The sequence below is a fragment of the Vibrio sp. TRT 21S02 genome (assembly GCF_050113675.1).
Lineage (GTDB): Bacteria > Pseudomonadota > Gammaproteobacteria > Enterobacterales > Vibrionaceae > Vibrio.
This window is the reverse complement of sequence record NZ_JBNJOI010000006.1, coordinates 199,320-213,069: the sequence shown is the minus strand read 5'-3', so window position 1 is coordinate 213,069 and position 13,750 is coordinate 199,320. Positions and strand designations below refer to the sequence as shown.

The window sequence follows — 13,750 nt, the reverse complement described above, 5'->3', positions numbered from 1 at the left end:
AGCCACCTTATAAATAAGGTGGCTTTTAAATTTAAAATGTAATAATGGAAGGATAAATTTTTATAATGTTGTCTTTAATCAAGATGCTGTTTACTCCAATCTAAGGCTTCGAGTTTATTAGAGACATTTATCTTTTTAAATATATTATTTAAATGTGTTTTTACAGTATGTTCACTAATGAAAAGAGAATCAGCAAGTTGAGAATTGGACTCTGACTCTGAAAGAGCTTTCAAAACCTGTCTTTCTCGCTTTGTCAATGAAGAAGGTGATACAACATTAGATTTTTTTAATTGTTTCGGTTTTAGGTTTGCTTCGTAATGATCGAGAAGTTTATTTACAACATTACGAGGTAACCAGTTATCTCCACTCAGTATAGCCATTAGACCATTTTTAAGTTGTGCTATATCACAGTTTTTTCCAAAAACACCCTTGATCCCTTTCCATTGGATAATCTCACTGAAAGACAGTTTTTCAGGGCTGTTTACAATAACCGTTACAAGGTTTAGTTTCTCGACATGTTCAGTTAGTGTTGATTTTTCATCTTTTTTAAGAGCTGAATAGTCTACGATTAACAACTTTCGTTTATTGTGTACTGGTGTTTTTATAAATTGTGTCGGCTCCAACGTTTCTACGGGTAAACTTAAAATAGATGTAAGCACATCACTAATTGCTTTAGTTTGGTTATTCAAACTAGATATGAATAGGATGCCTTTGATACCTTTGTCACTCATAAATTCAGTTAACTTAGACGTTTTTCCTAGAAAGAAAACTAATTATCGCTTTAACAAATACTAAATACTTAGATGCTTAATGTCATTGGTTTTTGAGGATTTACACTACTGTTATTAAGTTTGAAACACGCTTTGCACCTAAGACAAGGTACTTTAGGCTTAGTTAGCGTGAAGGGTAATTTATGACTTTGGTTCGTCTATTGCGAAGGTACCAAAAAAATACCAAATCTCATTTTTGAGCATGGAATATTTGCTGTTTTTATATAAGATCAATTCTGCATCCATTTGGTGCATAAGATTCATTTATTTTATTTTTATAATTATTTTTATTGACAGAGAGCCTCTAAGTTAGTTTGCAATTCTTAGGCCTCTATACAAAAGGAATTCATTATGAGTGTATTTTTGGGTACTACTAACACTGACAGTACTGGTTCATCAGCAAACTTAAACGCAGGTAATGCAACAGGCGAAGTTGATAAAGTTTACCATGAAGATGGTGTTGATGGTGTTGTTACTGGTACGTCAAAAGATACTTACGATTTTGATACAGTAACTGTAGTTTCAGACGAGTGGAACAAAGACGGCTACAAAGAAGCTAAAATTGACGGCTCTTTTGAAGTGATCACAGTTGAAGATTTTGTTGATGTTGATATCCAGAATGCGGCTGATTCTGGTTTTTCTCATATTCATCTATTGAACACTAAACGTGGTCAAATTGATACGACAGGTTCTGACTCAAATGACAGCATCTTCATTGCTGTAGAGAGTAACACCAACACTTGGTCAAACAAGTTTGTTGTTGAAACAGGGGCAGGCAACGACGTTATCGAAATGGTTGACGTATTAAACTCAAAACATACAGAGTTCAATATTTCTCTTGGCGATGGAAATGACACTGCAGATGTTTCTCAACTTCAAACTGCACTGGACAATTCTAAAGAACGTATCATTGACGGTGGTAAAGGTCTTGACGTGTTAGTGACTAATGGTGATACGCAATTGGTATTCAGTGGTTTTGAGGTCATTCAAGGTGATAACTTCGGAGCTGGTAGCCAACTAACACTTGACGCAACAGCGCTTGCAAATAATGCGAACCCTCTTGGTCTTGTTGTTTCTAACCTAGACCTGAGCTTTGACGAAGCATCAATTGATGGCTCAATCCATCATGATCTAAATGCTTTCCAAGAGTACTATGTAGAGCAACTTGGTTTTGATGCAGCTAATTTTGCTGCTGTTGAGGTTGCAGTTGATGGTCAGAAGTATGTTGTTCTGACTGATGATGCAGATTACCTTGCATAACATTTATTTATATTAGTTTAAAGGAGCTGGCATAATCGTCAGCTCTTTTTAATTTAGGTTACACATAAATAATAAGCTCTACCTCTGAATCTCCCGTCATCATATACTACTCGAACTGATTATGTGATGGTTATGTTTTTACCATCAATAGTTAGTCTAATATTTTGTTGTATACAACATTTATTATTGTTTAATAAGTACACAAATAGCTTGCCAAACACATATATCAAGATCTCAGATCTCTAACCCTATATTGAATATTACTCTATCATTGATTAAGTAAAAAGTTTTAGATATTTGATTTTACATGAATTAAACAATGTCAATTGTAAATCATTGTTTGTTAAAGTTAAGCCATATCACGAGAGTTTTATTTGCCTTGTGAATGGCTGTGCGCTTTTTTTTGTGTTTTTTTAATGGATGATTGAATCATTTGTCAGTCTTATTTAAACATAGAGACTAGTATTTCAATGGTACCAAAAAAATATTAAATCCCCATTGCTTTATCGACACTGAGTTATAGTTTTTATTAGGATACGTCCCATCGCTTGGATATCTATTCCAGATCTCCTAAATCAGTCACCAATTAAATTACATATTTTAAATTGGTCATAACCTTAATAAAGGATAAAATAATGAGCGTTATTTTTGGTACTACTAATACTGATGGTACAGGTTCAGCTGCTGACTTAAATGAAGAAAATGGCATTTTGGTTCAAGATGACTATCAACAAGACGGTGTTAGCATCAATGTTACAGGTGAAGATGAGTTAGGTTTCTCATTCTCAGAAATTGAAGCTGATACATCAGTATGGAACTCTCCAAAAGAAGTTAAAGTTGAAGGCTCTACTGATGAAGTTATTCAAGTTAATAACTTTGTTGACGTATATATCGACAACCAATCAGATCTAGGTCACTCACAACTTGACGTACTAAACGTTAAACGTGCATTTATCAATACTGCTGGTGTAGATTCTGATGACAGCATCATGATTGGTGTTAAGAGCAACAACGAGCAATGGAGCAACTTGTTCGAAGTAAACACTGGTGACGGTACTGACGCGGTATCTATGATGAACATCGAAAACTCAAAGTTCACTGAGTTCGATATCAATCTAGGTAACGGCAACGACAAGTTTGACTTTTCAAACCTTGAGCTTTCTGCAAAAGAAGGTCAATTGCGTCACGTTGACGGTGGTGAAGGCTTAGATGTTCTTTACACAAATGGCGATGCTAACCTAGTATTTGAAGGCTTTGAAGTTGTTCAAGGTAAAGGCCAAGGTATTGACTCTGTACTAGAAATGGATGCAGCTACACTTGCGAACAATGCTGATTCTGAATTTGGTTTAATTGTTGCAGATCTTGACGTAGAAATGGGTGAAGGCGTTGAGTCTTACACTGTATCTGAACTTTCTGCTAGCCAAGCGGATCACCTTGGTGATGAAAGCTTTGACGCAAATGAATTCGTTGCTGTAACTTTCACTACAGATTCAGGCGAAGAATTCACTATCCTTACAGATGACGTTGACTTCATGTAAGTTTAGTTTATTTAGCTAAATATTAAACCGGCAGTCTAAGACTGCCGGTTTTTTTGTAACTGAATGAAATTGTCTTTTTATTGAGAATAAGGATATACCAAAAATCTATTGCTTAAGATGTATGTTAAGTCTGGCATAATTGTTTAGTTTGTCGGAATAGTTACTGGTATTATGGTTCTAAACAATTCTCGTATAGTTTATTTTGCTTTATTGCTGATAGCGTTTGTTGCGCTTTTCTTCTCACTACGGCAAGGTCAATCAGACCTTAAAATGCATGCTTTGCATCAAGATATTCAGCGCACAAAGCATTCAATTGCTTCTCGATCACTTTCTTTAGAAGATGATTTATTAAAAGAGCAAATTGAACGTATCTTAGCTCAATCAGAAAATCCTCAATATATGTATTCTATCGCTAACTTTTATGCTTGGCTCAGTTACGTTGCAAAGGTACAACTAGGCAAAGACAAGTTAGGTTCAACATACAGTGAGAAAGCCTATCAACTGAACGAAAAATCAAGAGCATTAAGACCATTTGACTCTGCTATATATTCGGCATTGGCAAAGGATGCTTGGCGTTTAGGGAAAGATAGAGTCATTATTGAAAATTGGCTTAATATTGCTCAGAAGCAAGGGCCATATGAACGTGTCACTAGCTTAACAAGTGTTGAATATTATTTGGCTCACTGGCCTACTTTAAGCAGAGAACAACAAAAGAAAGCAGTGTCCTATTTATTGGAAATGGACGATTTTAATCTCAATGAAGGAGATTTTTGGAGTATTCTCACTCAACCGGTGTTGAAGTCTCGATTTTGCTCAATAATGATGTTTAATGCGCAGAAGTTTGATGCTTGCCAGTGAGTTACTAAGAGATATTTGACGCCTATAAAAATATAGATGTCGTCCAGACATCACTTTAAGCATAAGTATTTGTATAAACAAGGACAAGAAATGAAACTAAAAAAGCTAGCATATGGTACGCTTATTGGCTTTTCAGTTTTCTCATCACAAGCTATTAGTAAAGAGTTGGACATCGCAGGTATTTCATCTGTAATTGCAAACTCAGCTGAGAATGTTGAAATTCTGACAAAAGAATTACTAATTGAAAACGAAGACAATGCAATTGAATTGTTTGAGCTGTTACTAAAGTCAAGAGCAGGTGAAGCTGATCAAATACTTGCTTCTGCGATGCAAGCTTTTCCTAGCTTAGCTAGTCAATTTGCGTTATCAGCAAGAAATCTAGGTATTTCTAATTCTGAGATTACAATTGCGGCAATAGAAGCAGGCATTGACCCGACTCTAGTTTCAGAAGGAACAGCGGCAGGTGCTGAGGAAGTAGTTCCTAGGCCGACACCTGCAAGTCCTAAGGCTCCAATTTCAGGGAATTAAAAAATTAAGCCGTTCTATTGAACGGCTTAATTTTTATTAAAATGACAAAGTTGCACCTAAAGAAAGGTTAACTTCTGATGGGCCCGAAACTGGGTCAACATAACCAACTTCTGAGAATAGTTTAGCTTGATCGAAGATTCGATAAGTCAAACCTGTATACGCATTATGGAATACACCATCTGCTGATTCGGTTTCAGAGTCTTGAAAGATTACTTCATAGCCAGAATACATTGTAATACCCTCAACAAAAGCAAGTTGGCCAGCGAAAGCGAGTGCATTTTTATCGATAGAGCGTGATGATACTAATTTATCTTCAGTGGAGTTATAATAATAAGTTGCACCAAGGTTGTAATCTCCCATTTCAAGAAATGCTGAAGTATGGCCGTATATTGATTCGCGTTTATTATTAGTAGCATTGGTTTTGGTTTTACCTACGCCTGCGACTAGAGTAATATCAGCACTGCGGTAACTACCAAACAATTCAGCTAATTCCCTTTTTTGATCTCCAGATTCAAAACCATATGTACTACTGAGGTTAAAAAGTTCACTGTTATACTGATACTTAATGGTGTCACCCTTAACGCCAACGCTATTTAAATTTGCTTTCCCTCCAAATCCTTCGGAGTAATCCACACCGCCAAAATTATCTGAAGAAGTTGAGTGTTTACCATAAGTTAATTTACCTAGTGATTCACTATACAAACCAATATAGTATTGCGATAAGTAAAGGTCGTCTTCGTTTCTGTCTTCGTCTGCATCTAGGTTAACTTGCGCCTCTGTACCCGCTGCAATCGCTAGAGTATCAATCATGAAGTAGTGGCCATCTATACCTACACTGGAATCACCAAATGTGTAGTTATTATCTCTTTCATCCATGATCTGTGCTTGAGCTTTGATGTTACCATAAACAGTTAGATAGGCTTGATCGGTGTTGATAAGTTCATACGCTTGAGCTTGAGTGATGCATGTTAAAGCTATCGCGATAGATAAACAGGTCTTTTTCATCATATTCCCGCTGAGAGATTAGTTTTAAAGTAAATATTTTTTGTAGTGCATTTCTTAATGCGTAACAGAAAAACTAAGGTCAATTAATGTATTGGATTAACTATATTACAGGTGGAGCAATAATATTGTCTTATGTATGAGATGTATTGACTTTAGGTGGGGATGTTTTTGACACTCACTCATGTGTGGATATTATGGACGTAAAAATGCAACTTTTGTAGTAAAGTTAAGTTAGTATTTGTGTGTTAAGTTATTGTTTGGGTAGTGTGTTTGTTAATAAACTCCCATTATGTCACTTGGAAGTAAAATGGATAAAGTAGATAAAGTATGTTTCTATACTTTGCTGTTACTACTAGTATGGCTACCGATCCCTCTTGGCTCAAATAGGGAATGGGCGTGGTCTATATTTGGGACAATCATTAGCGGAATTGTAATCGCTTACGTATTCTCTGGTTTAGTGATGAAGAGAGAATTACCTTTTAATCGACTAATTCGATTTGGGTGGTTGTTAGTTCCACTAGTGCTATATTTATGCTGGGGAATATTTCAACTTATACCTTTACCAACGCATATTTTAGAATTTTTATCGCCAAACACATATAATTTTTATTCTCAGTTTGGTTTAAGTTTCTCTCCGATTACCCTTGATCCTTATGCGACAAAAGTTGCTTTGCTCAAAGGCGTTTATTTCCTATTATTCGTTATAACTACAATTTTATTTGTAAACACTCCAAATAGAATAAAAAAAGTACTATTTGCATTGTTATTGAGCGGACTCTTTCAAGGAGCTTATGGTGCATTTGAAATACTTTCTGGAGCAGAACATAGTCTAATTTTTCAGCTAAAGGTTAATAAAGCTGCAACGGGTTCTTTTGTATATAAAAATCACTTTGCTAATTATTTAGTAATGTGTCTTTGTATGGGATTGGCACTTATCGTCGCTAATTTACATTCCACTTCTTCAGGTTCTTGGTTTGTACGTTTTAAGCGATGGGTTGGCGCCATTTTATCGGGGAAAATGCTGGTTCGCTTGGCCATGGTTGTGATGGTGATAGCGTTAGTTATGTCTCGATCTCGAATGGGGAATACTGCGTTTTTTGTTGCGTCATGCATAGGTGGAATTGCTGCGTTACTGTTTTATAAGCAGAAACCAAGAGCGTTAGTTGCTCTTATTATCAGTGTTTTGATGATCGATGCGATTGTAGTCGGATCCTTATTTGGTGTGAGTAAAGTTCAGCAGCGTATTGCTGAAACTTCATTTACTCAAGAGACTCGTGATGAAGTTGTGGAGTGGAGTCTCCCGATTATTTCTGATTTTCCATTGACTGGAACGGGGATGGGGAGTTTTTATTCAGTTTTTCCAGCTTATTCAAAATATAATATTGGCTTCTATGACCACGCACATAATGACTACTTGCAATTTGCTGTTGAAGCGGGTATCCCCGCAACGTTGCTGTTGGGCTTTCCTTGTTTATGGGCATTGTGGTTATGCGTTAAAAGTATGAGAACCCGTAATAGTCGGACGTTAAAAGGCACTGCGTTAGGATGTTTTATGGCTATACTAGCGATGCTGATTCACATATCAGTCGACTTCATGCTTCAAGCGCCAGCGAATGCAGTGACATTTCTTACCATCTTAGTTTTGGCTGGCTGCAGTGCTTCAATGAAAATCTCAAGACGTTCAGAGAAAGATTATGTTTGATAAAATCCTCGTCGTGTGTGCTGGCAATATTTGTCGCTCTCCGATCGCTAAAGAAATGCTATCGAAAATCATGCCCGATAAAGAAGTGGATTCTGCAGGTTTAATTACGCAAAAAAGTAATTTAATTAGCGCTAGAGCCAGTGAGCCAATGATTCAGTTAGCGCTAGATGCAAATATTGATCTTTCCACACATCAGGCAAAACAGTTAACCCCTGAACTTTGCCAATGGGCGGAGCTGATTTTAGTGATGGAAGAATCTCATATTTATTCGGTAGCAGATATTGCTTCGACTGCACGAAGCAAAACATTTCTGCTAGGGCAATGGTCTACAGGAACTATTAGTGATCCGTACGGCAAAGGAGAGCGGGAATATAAAGTTGCTTACCAGGCGATAGAACAAGCCTGTGAGAGCTGGAAAAAGCGCCTATAATAGATCGAGTGAGCTAAGGCCGATCCGCAAACTTCATTTTGTACATACTGTGGTCGGCCTGAGAGATCAACTGATTCATTGTTGTTGAATCATCAGGGTATCTGGCCATCCCCACACTTGTTGATAAATACTCAGAGCTACTTGAGAGCTCGATTTTTTCTTTCACGCATTGCCGTACCATTTGTTCAATATTTTCAATAGCTCCGCACTCGATATCATTCAGAATAATTGAAAACTCATCCCCTCCAATACGATAAACTTGATAATTTAATGAATCACTTTGAGTTGAAAGTCGGTGTGAAAATACTCTAAGTAAATGATCGCCAGCTTGATGGCCGTATGAGTCGTTAATGGATTTGAAGCCATTAAGATCTAGGATAAACAAGGTGAAGGGACGCTGGCGTTGAATATTAGACTCAAGGGCTTTAAGCAAGGCTAACCGATTGAGAATTCCTGTCAAAGGGTCTGTTATGGCAAGGCTTTTATGGTGCAGTGCTTCTTTATGGAGTATGTAACTTACCAATCCTGCGCAGGTAAATAGAAGAAACATCAGAAGAAATTGAACGTGCGTCAGCATCTGGGCTTGCTGCATTTGAGCTTGATACAACGGGCTTTTTAAGCGAAAGTTCGCGTTTACGTATTGTATTGTGGTCAGGTAAATATTGTTAAATGCTTGACTGAGCTGTTTCGCTTCTTCTGAGCTTTTGACCTCTAATTGGTTTTCAAGCGCCTTGAAGCGAGTAAACATCTCGCTGAAAAAGCTGTATGCCCCTTCAAGAGCCATAATATCGTCCGACTCTTTGCTGTGCATGAGGACATCAAAGCGACTCCAAGTAAGCTCATATTTTAGCTTCATACGTTCATCATATTCAGTATGATCCGCTGCAAAGGGGGTGATACTAACGAGCTCAGAAAACTCCTTAGTGAGCTGAAATAAGAACCAAGATGCTTGGTTATGCTGTTCCGAGTACGAGCGTGCAAGCTCTCTGGTTGCAGATAGAAAGTATAAGTTAGCTACGATAAGTATCGCCGAAAACACAATGAGTAGTGTTTTCGCTTGAGACAAGAGTATTGGTAGTTGCTGTTCTTTGTAATGCTTAACCATATTATATTATGGGTTGTGAATAACAATTTCGTCTATTTGCCAAACCATTTGAGAATAATAGGTTGGATTGTTTATCTCTGGGTTTGAATCTAAATCAAATACCAACCAAAATGGTCCCTTATTTCTTATTTTCATATACTTACCATCCATTTGATACGCGATGATTGGATCATAAGTGAGGATGTCTTTTACTGTGCTGCTTGCAGCATAATCGTTCAACGCAATAAATGAGACGGCAAGCGCACTGTCAAGTTTGTAATACTTCAAAAGTTCGGAGACTTTGACTCCAGAGAACGCTTTTGTCTCTTCAAACCATGGTAGTTGCGTTGTAAATGATGAGATCGGAAATTGACTCATTAGTGTCTGTCTACTGAGCGTTTCAACTTTTTCATTTGGCAACTTAATCACTAGATCGGCGGCGTGGGTGTAGGTGCTGACTAGCAAAAAACTAATGAGAAGAGTCCATTTCATTTGTATTCCTTAACTCACGCTATGTTAATTAGGTTTCTCTCAATAAGTATACGATTAAGTGTACTGTATTTAAACGAATTTATGAGTATATCAAGTAGTACTTTTGGTATGAGGATATAAAAAAGCCCCTCAAAAGAGGGGCTCATTACGTGAATATATATTGATTAGGAATTAGAAGATAAGGTGCGCAACACCTGCAATAACAGGTAAAGTGATGAGAGTTCGCAGGATAAAAATCGTAAATAATTCAATGATGTTTACTGGGATTTTACTTCCAAGCAATAGAGCACCTACTTCGGACATATAGATAAGTTGTGTTACAGACATTGCTGCTATCACGAAGCGTGTCATTTCACTATCGATTGATGCTGCAAGGATTGCAGGGATAAACATATCAGCAAAACCAACAACAATGGTTTCTGATGCCGCAGCCGCCTCTGGGATCCCTAGCATTTCAAGGAATGGGATAAATGGTTGACCTAACACACTAAACACACTGGTGTATTCGGCAATAACAAGAGCGATAGTTCCAAGGCCCATCACAACAGGTAAAACACCAAACACCATATCGACTGCGTTTTGGATACCTTCTTTAAAAACACCTTTTGCAGACGTTACTTTGCTTGCTTTTTCCAGTGCTAAGTTCATTCCCCATGAAAAAGTCGAATGTCCTTGAGGGATGGCATCTGCATCATCTTCAGGTTTTGAGCCGTCAATGAAGGTGTCTTTTTTCAAGCTAAGTGGTGGTAAGCGAGGAATAATAATCGCAGCTACTAAGCCTGCTAAACAGATTGCGCCATAAAAAGGCAGAAAGAGATGCTCTAACTCGACTTGCGCAATGACCACTAAGCTAAATGTAATCGAGACGGCAGAAAATGTGGTGCCTACAACAGCCGCTTCTCGCTGTGTGTAGAATTTATTTTCGTACTGCTTGCTTGTTAATAGAATACCAACACTGCCGTCACCAAGCCAAGAAGCCATACAATCAATAGCACTTCGACCTGGTAGATTAAACAATGGGCGCATGATTTTACTTAGTAGAGTGCCAAAAAGTTCTAACAAGCCAAAATTTAGAAGTAGTGGTAGCAAAAGACCTGCGAAAATGAATACAGAGAACAGTGTAGGAAGTAGACCGTCTAAAACAAGCCCTCCTGTATTTTCCTCCCAAATGGCTTTTGGTCCGATTTGGAAGTACGTCATGATGACAGCAATGCCACCAATAACTCTCACCGCTAGCCAAAGTGGAGATGGGTTAAACAACCCGTTTAAAAAAGGCGAACTAGCGATAAAAGATGGAGTCTTGATATGACAAATTGCTGATGCAGCAGCCATGGCAGCAATAATGAAAGTGAGTGTTGGAACCAGAAACTCACCAAAAACCGCTTGGAGTGTTTTTGCGAGAACGGCTACGGGAATAGTAATGTCACCTTGATAACTGATCGGTGCCATAAATAAAAAGAGTCCCAGCATTGAAGGAATGAGGAACAGCCAAAATTTACTCTTCAGATTTGGTTCTTCTACAGTTTGCGCGTTGTTTTGCATTGATTTACCCATGTTACAACTAGTTCAATCCACATTTATCGTATGGAATATATATTCACTAAACATTCGTATAAATTCACGAGATGTAAGAGTAACTAGTTTTATCATCTCGTGCAATACTATGCATTAATTTGAGCTAAATATTCAGTGTTACATATTGAGGTGTATTAACTTTCTGGATGTATGTTTTGTAGATGATACAATTGTTGGTTTATTGTTGCAAATTGGGTTTGTTGTTGTTGGTTTTTATCAATAGATAAGTCCAGTAACTAAAAGCAATTGCTAACGATAGGAATACTGGGAGGAGCAGTGCGCCTAAAGAGTACGCAGCAAAGAGCTTAGCTCCAAGTACGCCTCCGGATAAAAAACCAAGGAAAATGAATAGAAATAGCTTAGCTTTACGGTAATCAAAAGGTTGTCCTCTTAGACGAGCGCCAATCATTAGCCCTAAGTCGGTGACGATACCTGTTAAATGAGTCGTTCGAACAACAGCTCCGCTAAATGTGGTCAGCATGGCATTTTGTAAACCGCATGCGGCTGAAGCAAAGTATTGACCATAAAGTGAATTGTCTTTCAATAGAAGGTAGGCAATATAGAGAAGCCCACCCTCAATACACAAGGCAACACCATAGCGGCGGCCTAACTTTAGAGCAGTACTTTCGATAAATGTGCCACTTAAGACGGCGCCAAGCATGAAGCTAAAGACAATCATAAATAGGTGTAACGTTCGGCCGTCTAAAGTCTCAAGGCTTGTACCAAGAAGTGTTACCGTACCTGATATGTGAGAGACTGCTTGATGTTGAAATCCTAGTAAACCGATTGCGTTTACAATCCCTGCGAGAGAGGCCAGTAGAAAAGCTCCATATTCTACCCAGCGTGGAAGTTTAGAAATCAAAACGAACTCCTCAAATTGAAGAAAGAGATTATATCGCTTTGATCCTTTATGAGATAGGAGTTATCTATGAGCTCAGTTGATCCTAAACAATCAATCGTAATGTTTCATCTGACAATCAAAACTTACCCAGCCAAATTGCCTTTTTTCGTAGATAGAAAAGCTTGGTGTTGGTAAATCTTGTTGTTTAAACACTCCGATGGGGATAACGATAAATTCTGGAGCGTTTTCCAAGTGCAATAACATGGTTGTTCCACAGCGAGGGCAGAAAGAATAGGTAACATTACCACCGCTATCACTGATGCGACTAAAAGACGCAACCTCACCATCATGGCGAACTTGGTGCTCTAAGAATCGAGCCTGTACGCCAAAAACACTTCCGGTACGTTTTTGACATTCAAAGCAATGACATATTGCTGTGCGTATTGGTTCCCCTTTACATACCAGCGAAACTTGACCACAACTGCACTCAGCTGTTCTGATTTTTTCCATCTGGGAAGCTCCTTGTGATGACAGCAGTACATTGATAAGGTTTACCACCAACTTCCGTTGATGACAAACTTGGACCGTATGAAAAAGAGACTTTTGCCGATCCCACTTATATTACTCATTCCCATTGTTTTACTCGTCATAGTAGCCGTTGCCGGTATTTATCGATTTAGCTTAAGTGATGAAGAAATCATGGCAAAGTTTCCAGCAACAAAGGTTAAAAGTGACCTGATCCTTAAAGAAGTCTTTGATATTCCTACCTCGAATCCGTGGACAATCCGCGTACCTGAAAGTAACGCATTTGCTTTTATGAAAAAACATGAGCGAGAGAAAGGGTTTGTATCTGGTCCGTTTGACGATGGTGTTGTTCGTGGTGAGGTTATAGTTGAAACCAAATGGTTAACTCAGATTGCACCTACCGTTTTTTCTGCACCTATGTTGGTTTCCAATCAAGGTTCCGGGATATTTTATTACTTAGCGATCTTTGAATATGACATTACTCGCAAACGGATGATTCTATCAGATGTGGCATTGATCGGTGACCGAATTAAAGTGACTACCCTTGACTACAAAGACAATCGCTTAACTTTAATGGTTATGCGGCATGGCGAGCAGCAAGCGATGGCAGAAGAGCCCAATGTAGCTGAACAATTCGAGTTTGATTTGAGTCAGCAATATAAGCTCAAACCTTTGTAAACCTGGTAACCAATTAGGAAAGGGCGTCGGAGTTTTTTCTTCCTTTCTGGCGAATATGTCCAGTATTGCTTATTATTTAGCCATGAATATGGAATAAGAGCAGTTAATGGAGTAACAAATGATCAATAAGCGCTTCTTTAAAACAAAAAATGAAGTTGAAGTCACTTTTGAGTTGCCACAAGAGCAAGCAAGCCAATCGGTCGCTTTGGTGGCGGATTTTTTAGATTGGCAGCCAGCAGAAATGAAAAAAGTGGCAAAGTCAAAAACCTATAAGTTTAAGACTCGCTTACCGAAAGATAGCCATTTCGAATTCAGGTATTTGATCGACAATGAAAAATGGATAAATGATCCGAATGCCGACCGATTTACACCAAATGGGTTTGGTGAAGATAACGGACTGATCTCGACATTTCGCTGATCGATAGATGAGATATGTTAGTGACTACTAATCATATAACCTATGT

General features: G+C 38.1%; 15 protein-coding genes. 8 read left to right on the top strand and 7 right to left on the bottom strand.

The features are described 5' to 3' along the window. Nucleotides 1-74: 74 nt before the first annotated feature. Entirely contained in the window at nt 75-731 is a 657-nt protein-coding gene (locus ACQEXU_RS10410) for a LuxR C-terminal-related transcriptional regulator (RefSeq protein ID WP_427010747.1), read from the bottom strand. 390 nt (nt 732-1,121) lie between these two features. Between ACQEXU_RS10410 and ACQEXU_RS10405 the strand changes: the two genes are divergently transcribed. The 4 genes from ACQEXU_RS10405 to ACQEXU_RS10390 all read left to right on the top strand — a co-directional run bounded on the left by ACQEXU_RS10405 (nt 1,122) and on the right by ACQEXU_RS10390 (nt 4,954). Further along, nucleotides 1,122-2,030, top strand: a complete 909-nt coding sequence (locus tag ACQEXU_RS10405; protein ID WP_427010746.1) for a hypothetical protein — start codon at nt 1,122-1,124, stop codon at nt 2,028-2,030. A gap of 635 nt (nt 2,031-2,665) precedes the next feature. Beyond that, the gene (locus ACQEXU_RS10400; protein WP_427010745.1) at nt 2,666-3,568 is read left to right on the top strand and encodes a hypothetical protein; all 903 of its coding nucleotides are present in this window, start codon (nt 2,666-2,668) and stop codon (nt 3,566-3,568) included. 171 nt (nt 3,569-3,739) lie between these two features. After that, a complete protein-coding gene (locus tag ACQEXU_RS10395; protein ID WP_427010744.1) occupies nt 3,740-4,426 on the top strand; it encodes a hypothetical protein in 687 nt (228 codons plus the stop codon). 90 nt (nt 4,427-4,516) lie between these two features. Then, complete coding sequence (locus tag ACQEXU_RS10390) at nt 4,517-4,954, top strand: hypothetical protein (protein WP_427010743.1); 438 nt, start codon at nt 4,517-4,519, stop codon at nt 4,952-4,954. A gap of 36 nt (nt 4,955-4,990) precedes the next feature. On the opposite strand, the gene ACQEXU_RS10385 is transcribed toward ACQEXU_RS10390, so the two are convergent. Then, nucleotides 4,991-5,962, bottom strand: a complete 972-nt coding sequence (locus tag ACQEXU_RS10385) for a porin (RefSeq protein ID WP_427010742.1) — start codon at nt 5,960-5,962, stop codon at nt 4,991-4,993. A gap of 304 nt (nt 5,963-6,266) precedes the next feature. Between ACQEXU_RS10385 and ACQEXU_RS10380 the strand changes: the two genes are divergently transcribed. Beyond that, nucleotides 6,267-7,661, top strand: a complete 1,395-nt coding sequence (locus tag ACQEXU_RS10380) for an O-antigen ligase family protein (RefSeq protein ID WP_427010741.1) — start codon at nt 6,267-6,269, stop codon at nt 7,659-7,661. Continuing rightward, complete coding sequence (locus ACQEXU_RS10375) at nt 7,654-8,091, top strand: low molecular weight protein-tyrosine-phosphatase (protein ID WP_427010740.1); 438 nt, start codon at nt 7,654-7,656, stop codon at nt 8,089-8,091. The genes ACQEXU_RS10380 and ACQEXU_RS10375 overlap by 8 nt, the downstream gene beginning before the upstream one ends. Before the next feature lie 13 nt (nt 8,092-8,104). On the opposite strand, the gene ACQEXU_RS10370 is transcribed toward ACQEXU_RS10375, so the two are convergent. The 5 genes from ACQEXU_RS10370 to ACQEXU_RS10350 all read right to left on the bottom strand — a co-directional run bounded on the left by ACQEXU_RS10370 (nt 8,105) and on the right by ACQEXU_RS10350 (nt 12,593). Next, complete coding sequence (locus ACQEXU_RS10370) at nt 8,105-9,196, bottom strand: GGDEF domain-containing protein (RefSeq protein ID WP_427010739.1); 1,092 nt, start codon at nt 9,194-9,196, stop codon at nt 8,105-8,107. A gap of 6 nt (nt 9,197-9,202) precedes the next feature. After that, nucleotides 9,203-9,667: a molybdopterin-dependent oxidoreductase gene (locus ACQEXU_RS10365; RefSeq protein WP_367990311.1), complete on the bottom strand. Its 465-nt coding sequence runs from the start codon at nt 9,665-9,667 to the stop codon at nt 9,203-9,205. 171 nt (nt 9,668-9,838) lie between these two features. After that, on the bottom strand, nt 9,839-11,209 hold the full coding sequence (locus ACQEXU_RS10360) for a YjiH family protein (RefSeq protein ID WP_427010738.1): 1,371 nt from the start codon (nt 11,207-11,209) through the stop codon (nt 9,839-9,841). A gap of 211 nt (nt 11,210-11,420) precedes the next feature. Further along, nucleotides 11,421-12,104, bottom strand: a complete 684-nt coding sequence (locus tag ACQEXU_RS10355; RefSeq protein WP_427010737.1) for a YoaK family protein — start codon at nt 12,102-12,104, stop codon at nt 11,421-11,423. 90 nt (nt 12,105-12,194) lie between these two features. After that, complete coding sequence (locus tag ACQEXU_RS10350) at nt 12,195-12,593, bottom strand: GFA family protein (RefSeq protein WP_367990308.1); 399 nt, start codon at nt 12,591-12,593, stop codon at nt 12,195-12,197. 78 nt (nt 12,594-12,671) lie between these two features. Here ACQEXU_RS10350 and ACQEXU_RS10345 point away from each other — a divergent pair, with 78 nt between their 5' ends. Beyond that, on the top strand, nt 12,672-13,286 hold the full coding sequence (locus tag ACQEXU_RS10345; RefSeq protein WP_427010736.1) for a hypothetical protein: 615 nt from the start codon (nt 12,672-12,674) through the stop codon (nt 13,284-13,286). Nucleotides 13,287-13,404: 118 nt separating this feature from the next. Further along, nucleotides 13,405-13,704 (top strand): isoamylase early set domain-containing protein, encoded by a 300-nt coding sequence (locus ACQEXU_RS10340; RefSeq protein WP_367990306.1) that lies wholly within the window; start codon nt 13,405-13,407, stop codon nt 13,702-13,704. The last annotated feature ends 46 nt before the right edge of the window (nt 13,705-13,750 follow it).

Excerpts from the sequence above, each read along its gene's own strand:
- ACQEXU_RS10410 (WP_427010747.1), bottom strand. The coding sequence starts at position 731 with ATGAGTGACAAAGGTATCAAAGGCATCCTATTCATATCTAGTTTGAAT.
- ACQEXU_RS10405 (WP_427010746.1), top strand. The coding sequence starts at position 1,122 with ATGAGTGTATTTTTGGGTACTACTAACACTGACAGTACTGGTTCATCA.
- ACQEXU_RS10400 (WP_427010745.1), top strand. The coding sequence starts at position 2,666 with ATGAGCGTTATTTTTGGTACTACTAATACTGATGGTACAGGTTCAGCT.
- ACQEXU_RS10395 (WP_427010744.1), top strand. The coding sequence starts at position 3,740 with ATGGTTCTAAACAATTCTCGTATAGTTTATTTTGCTTTATTGCTGATA.
- ACQEXU_RS10390 (WP_427010743.1), top strand. The coding sequence starts at position 4,517 with ATGAAACTAAAAAAGCTAGCATATGGTACGCTTATTGGCTTTTCAGTT.
- ACQEXU_RS10385 (WP_427010742.1), bottom strand. The coding sequence starts at position 5,962 with ATGATGAAAAAGACCTGTTTATCTATCGCGATAGCTTTAACATGCATC.
- ACQEXU_RS10380 (WP_427010741.1), top strand. The coding sequence starts at position 6,267 with ATGGATAAAGTAGATAAAGTATGTTTCTATACTTTGCTGTTACTACTA.
- ACQEXU_RS10375 (WP_427010740.1), top strand. The coding sequence starts at position 7,654 with ATGTTTGATAAAATCCTCGTCGTGTGTGCTGGCAATATTTGTCGCTCT.
- ACQEXU_RS10370 (WP_427010739.1), bottom strand. The coding sequence starts at position 9,196 with ATGGTTAAGCATTACAAAGAACAGCAACTACCAATACTCTTGTCTCAA.
- ACQEXU_RS10365 (WP_367990311.1), bottom strand. The coding sequence starts at position 9,667 with ATGAAATGGACTCTTCTCATTAGTTTTTTGCTAGTCAGCACCTACACC.
- ACQEXU_RS10360 (WP_427010738.1), bottom strand. The coding sequence starts at position 11,209 with ATGCAAAACAACGCGCAAACTGTAGAAGAACCAAATCTGAAGAGTAAA.
- ACQEXU_RS10350 (WP_367990308.1), bottom strand. The coding sequence starts at position 12,593 with ATGGAAAAAATCAGAACAGCTGAGTGCAGTTGTGGTCAAGTTTCGCTG.
- ACQEXU_RS10345 (WP_427010736.1), top strand. The coding sequence starts at position 12,672 with ATGAAAAAGAGACTTTTGCCGATCCCACTTATATTACTCATTCCCATT.
- ACQEXU_RS10340 (WP_367990306.1), top strand. The coding sequence starts at position 13,405 with ATGATCAATAAGCGCTTCTTTAAAACAAAAAATGAAGTTGAAGTCACT.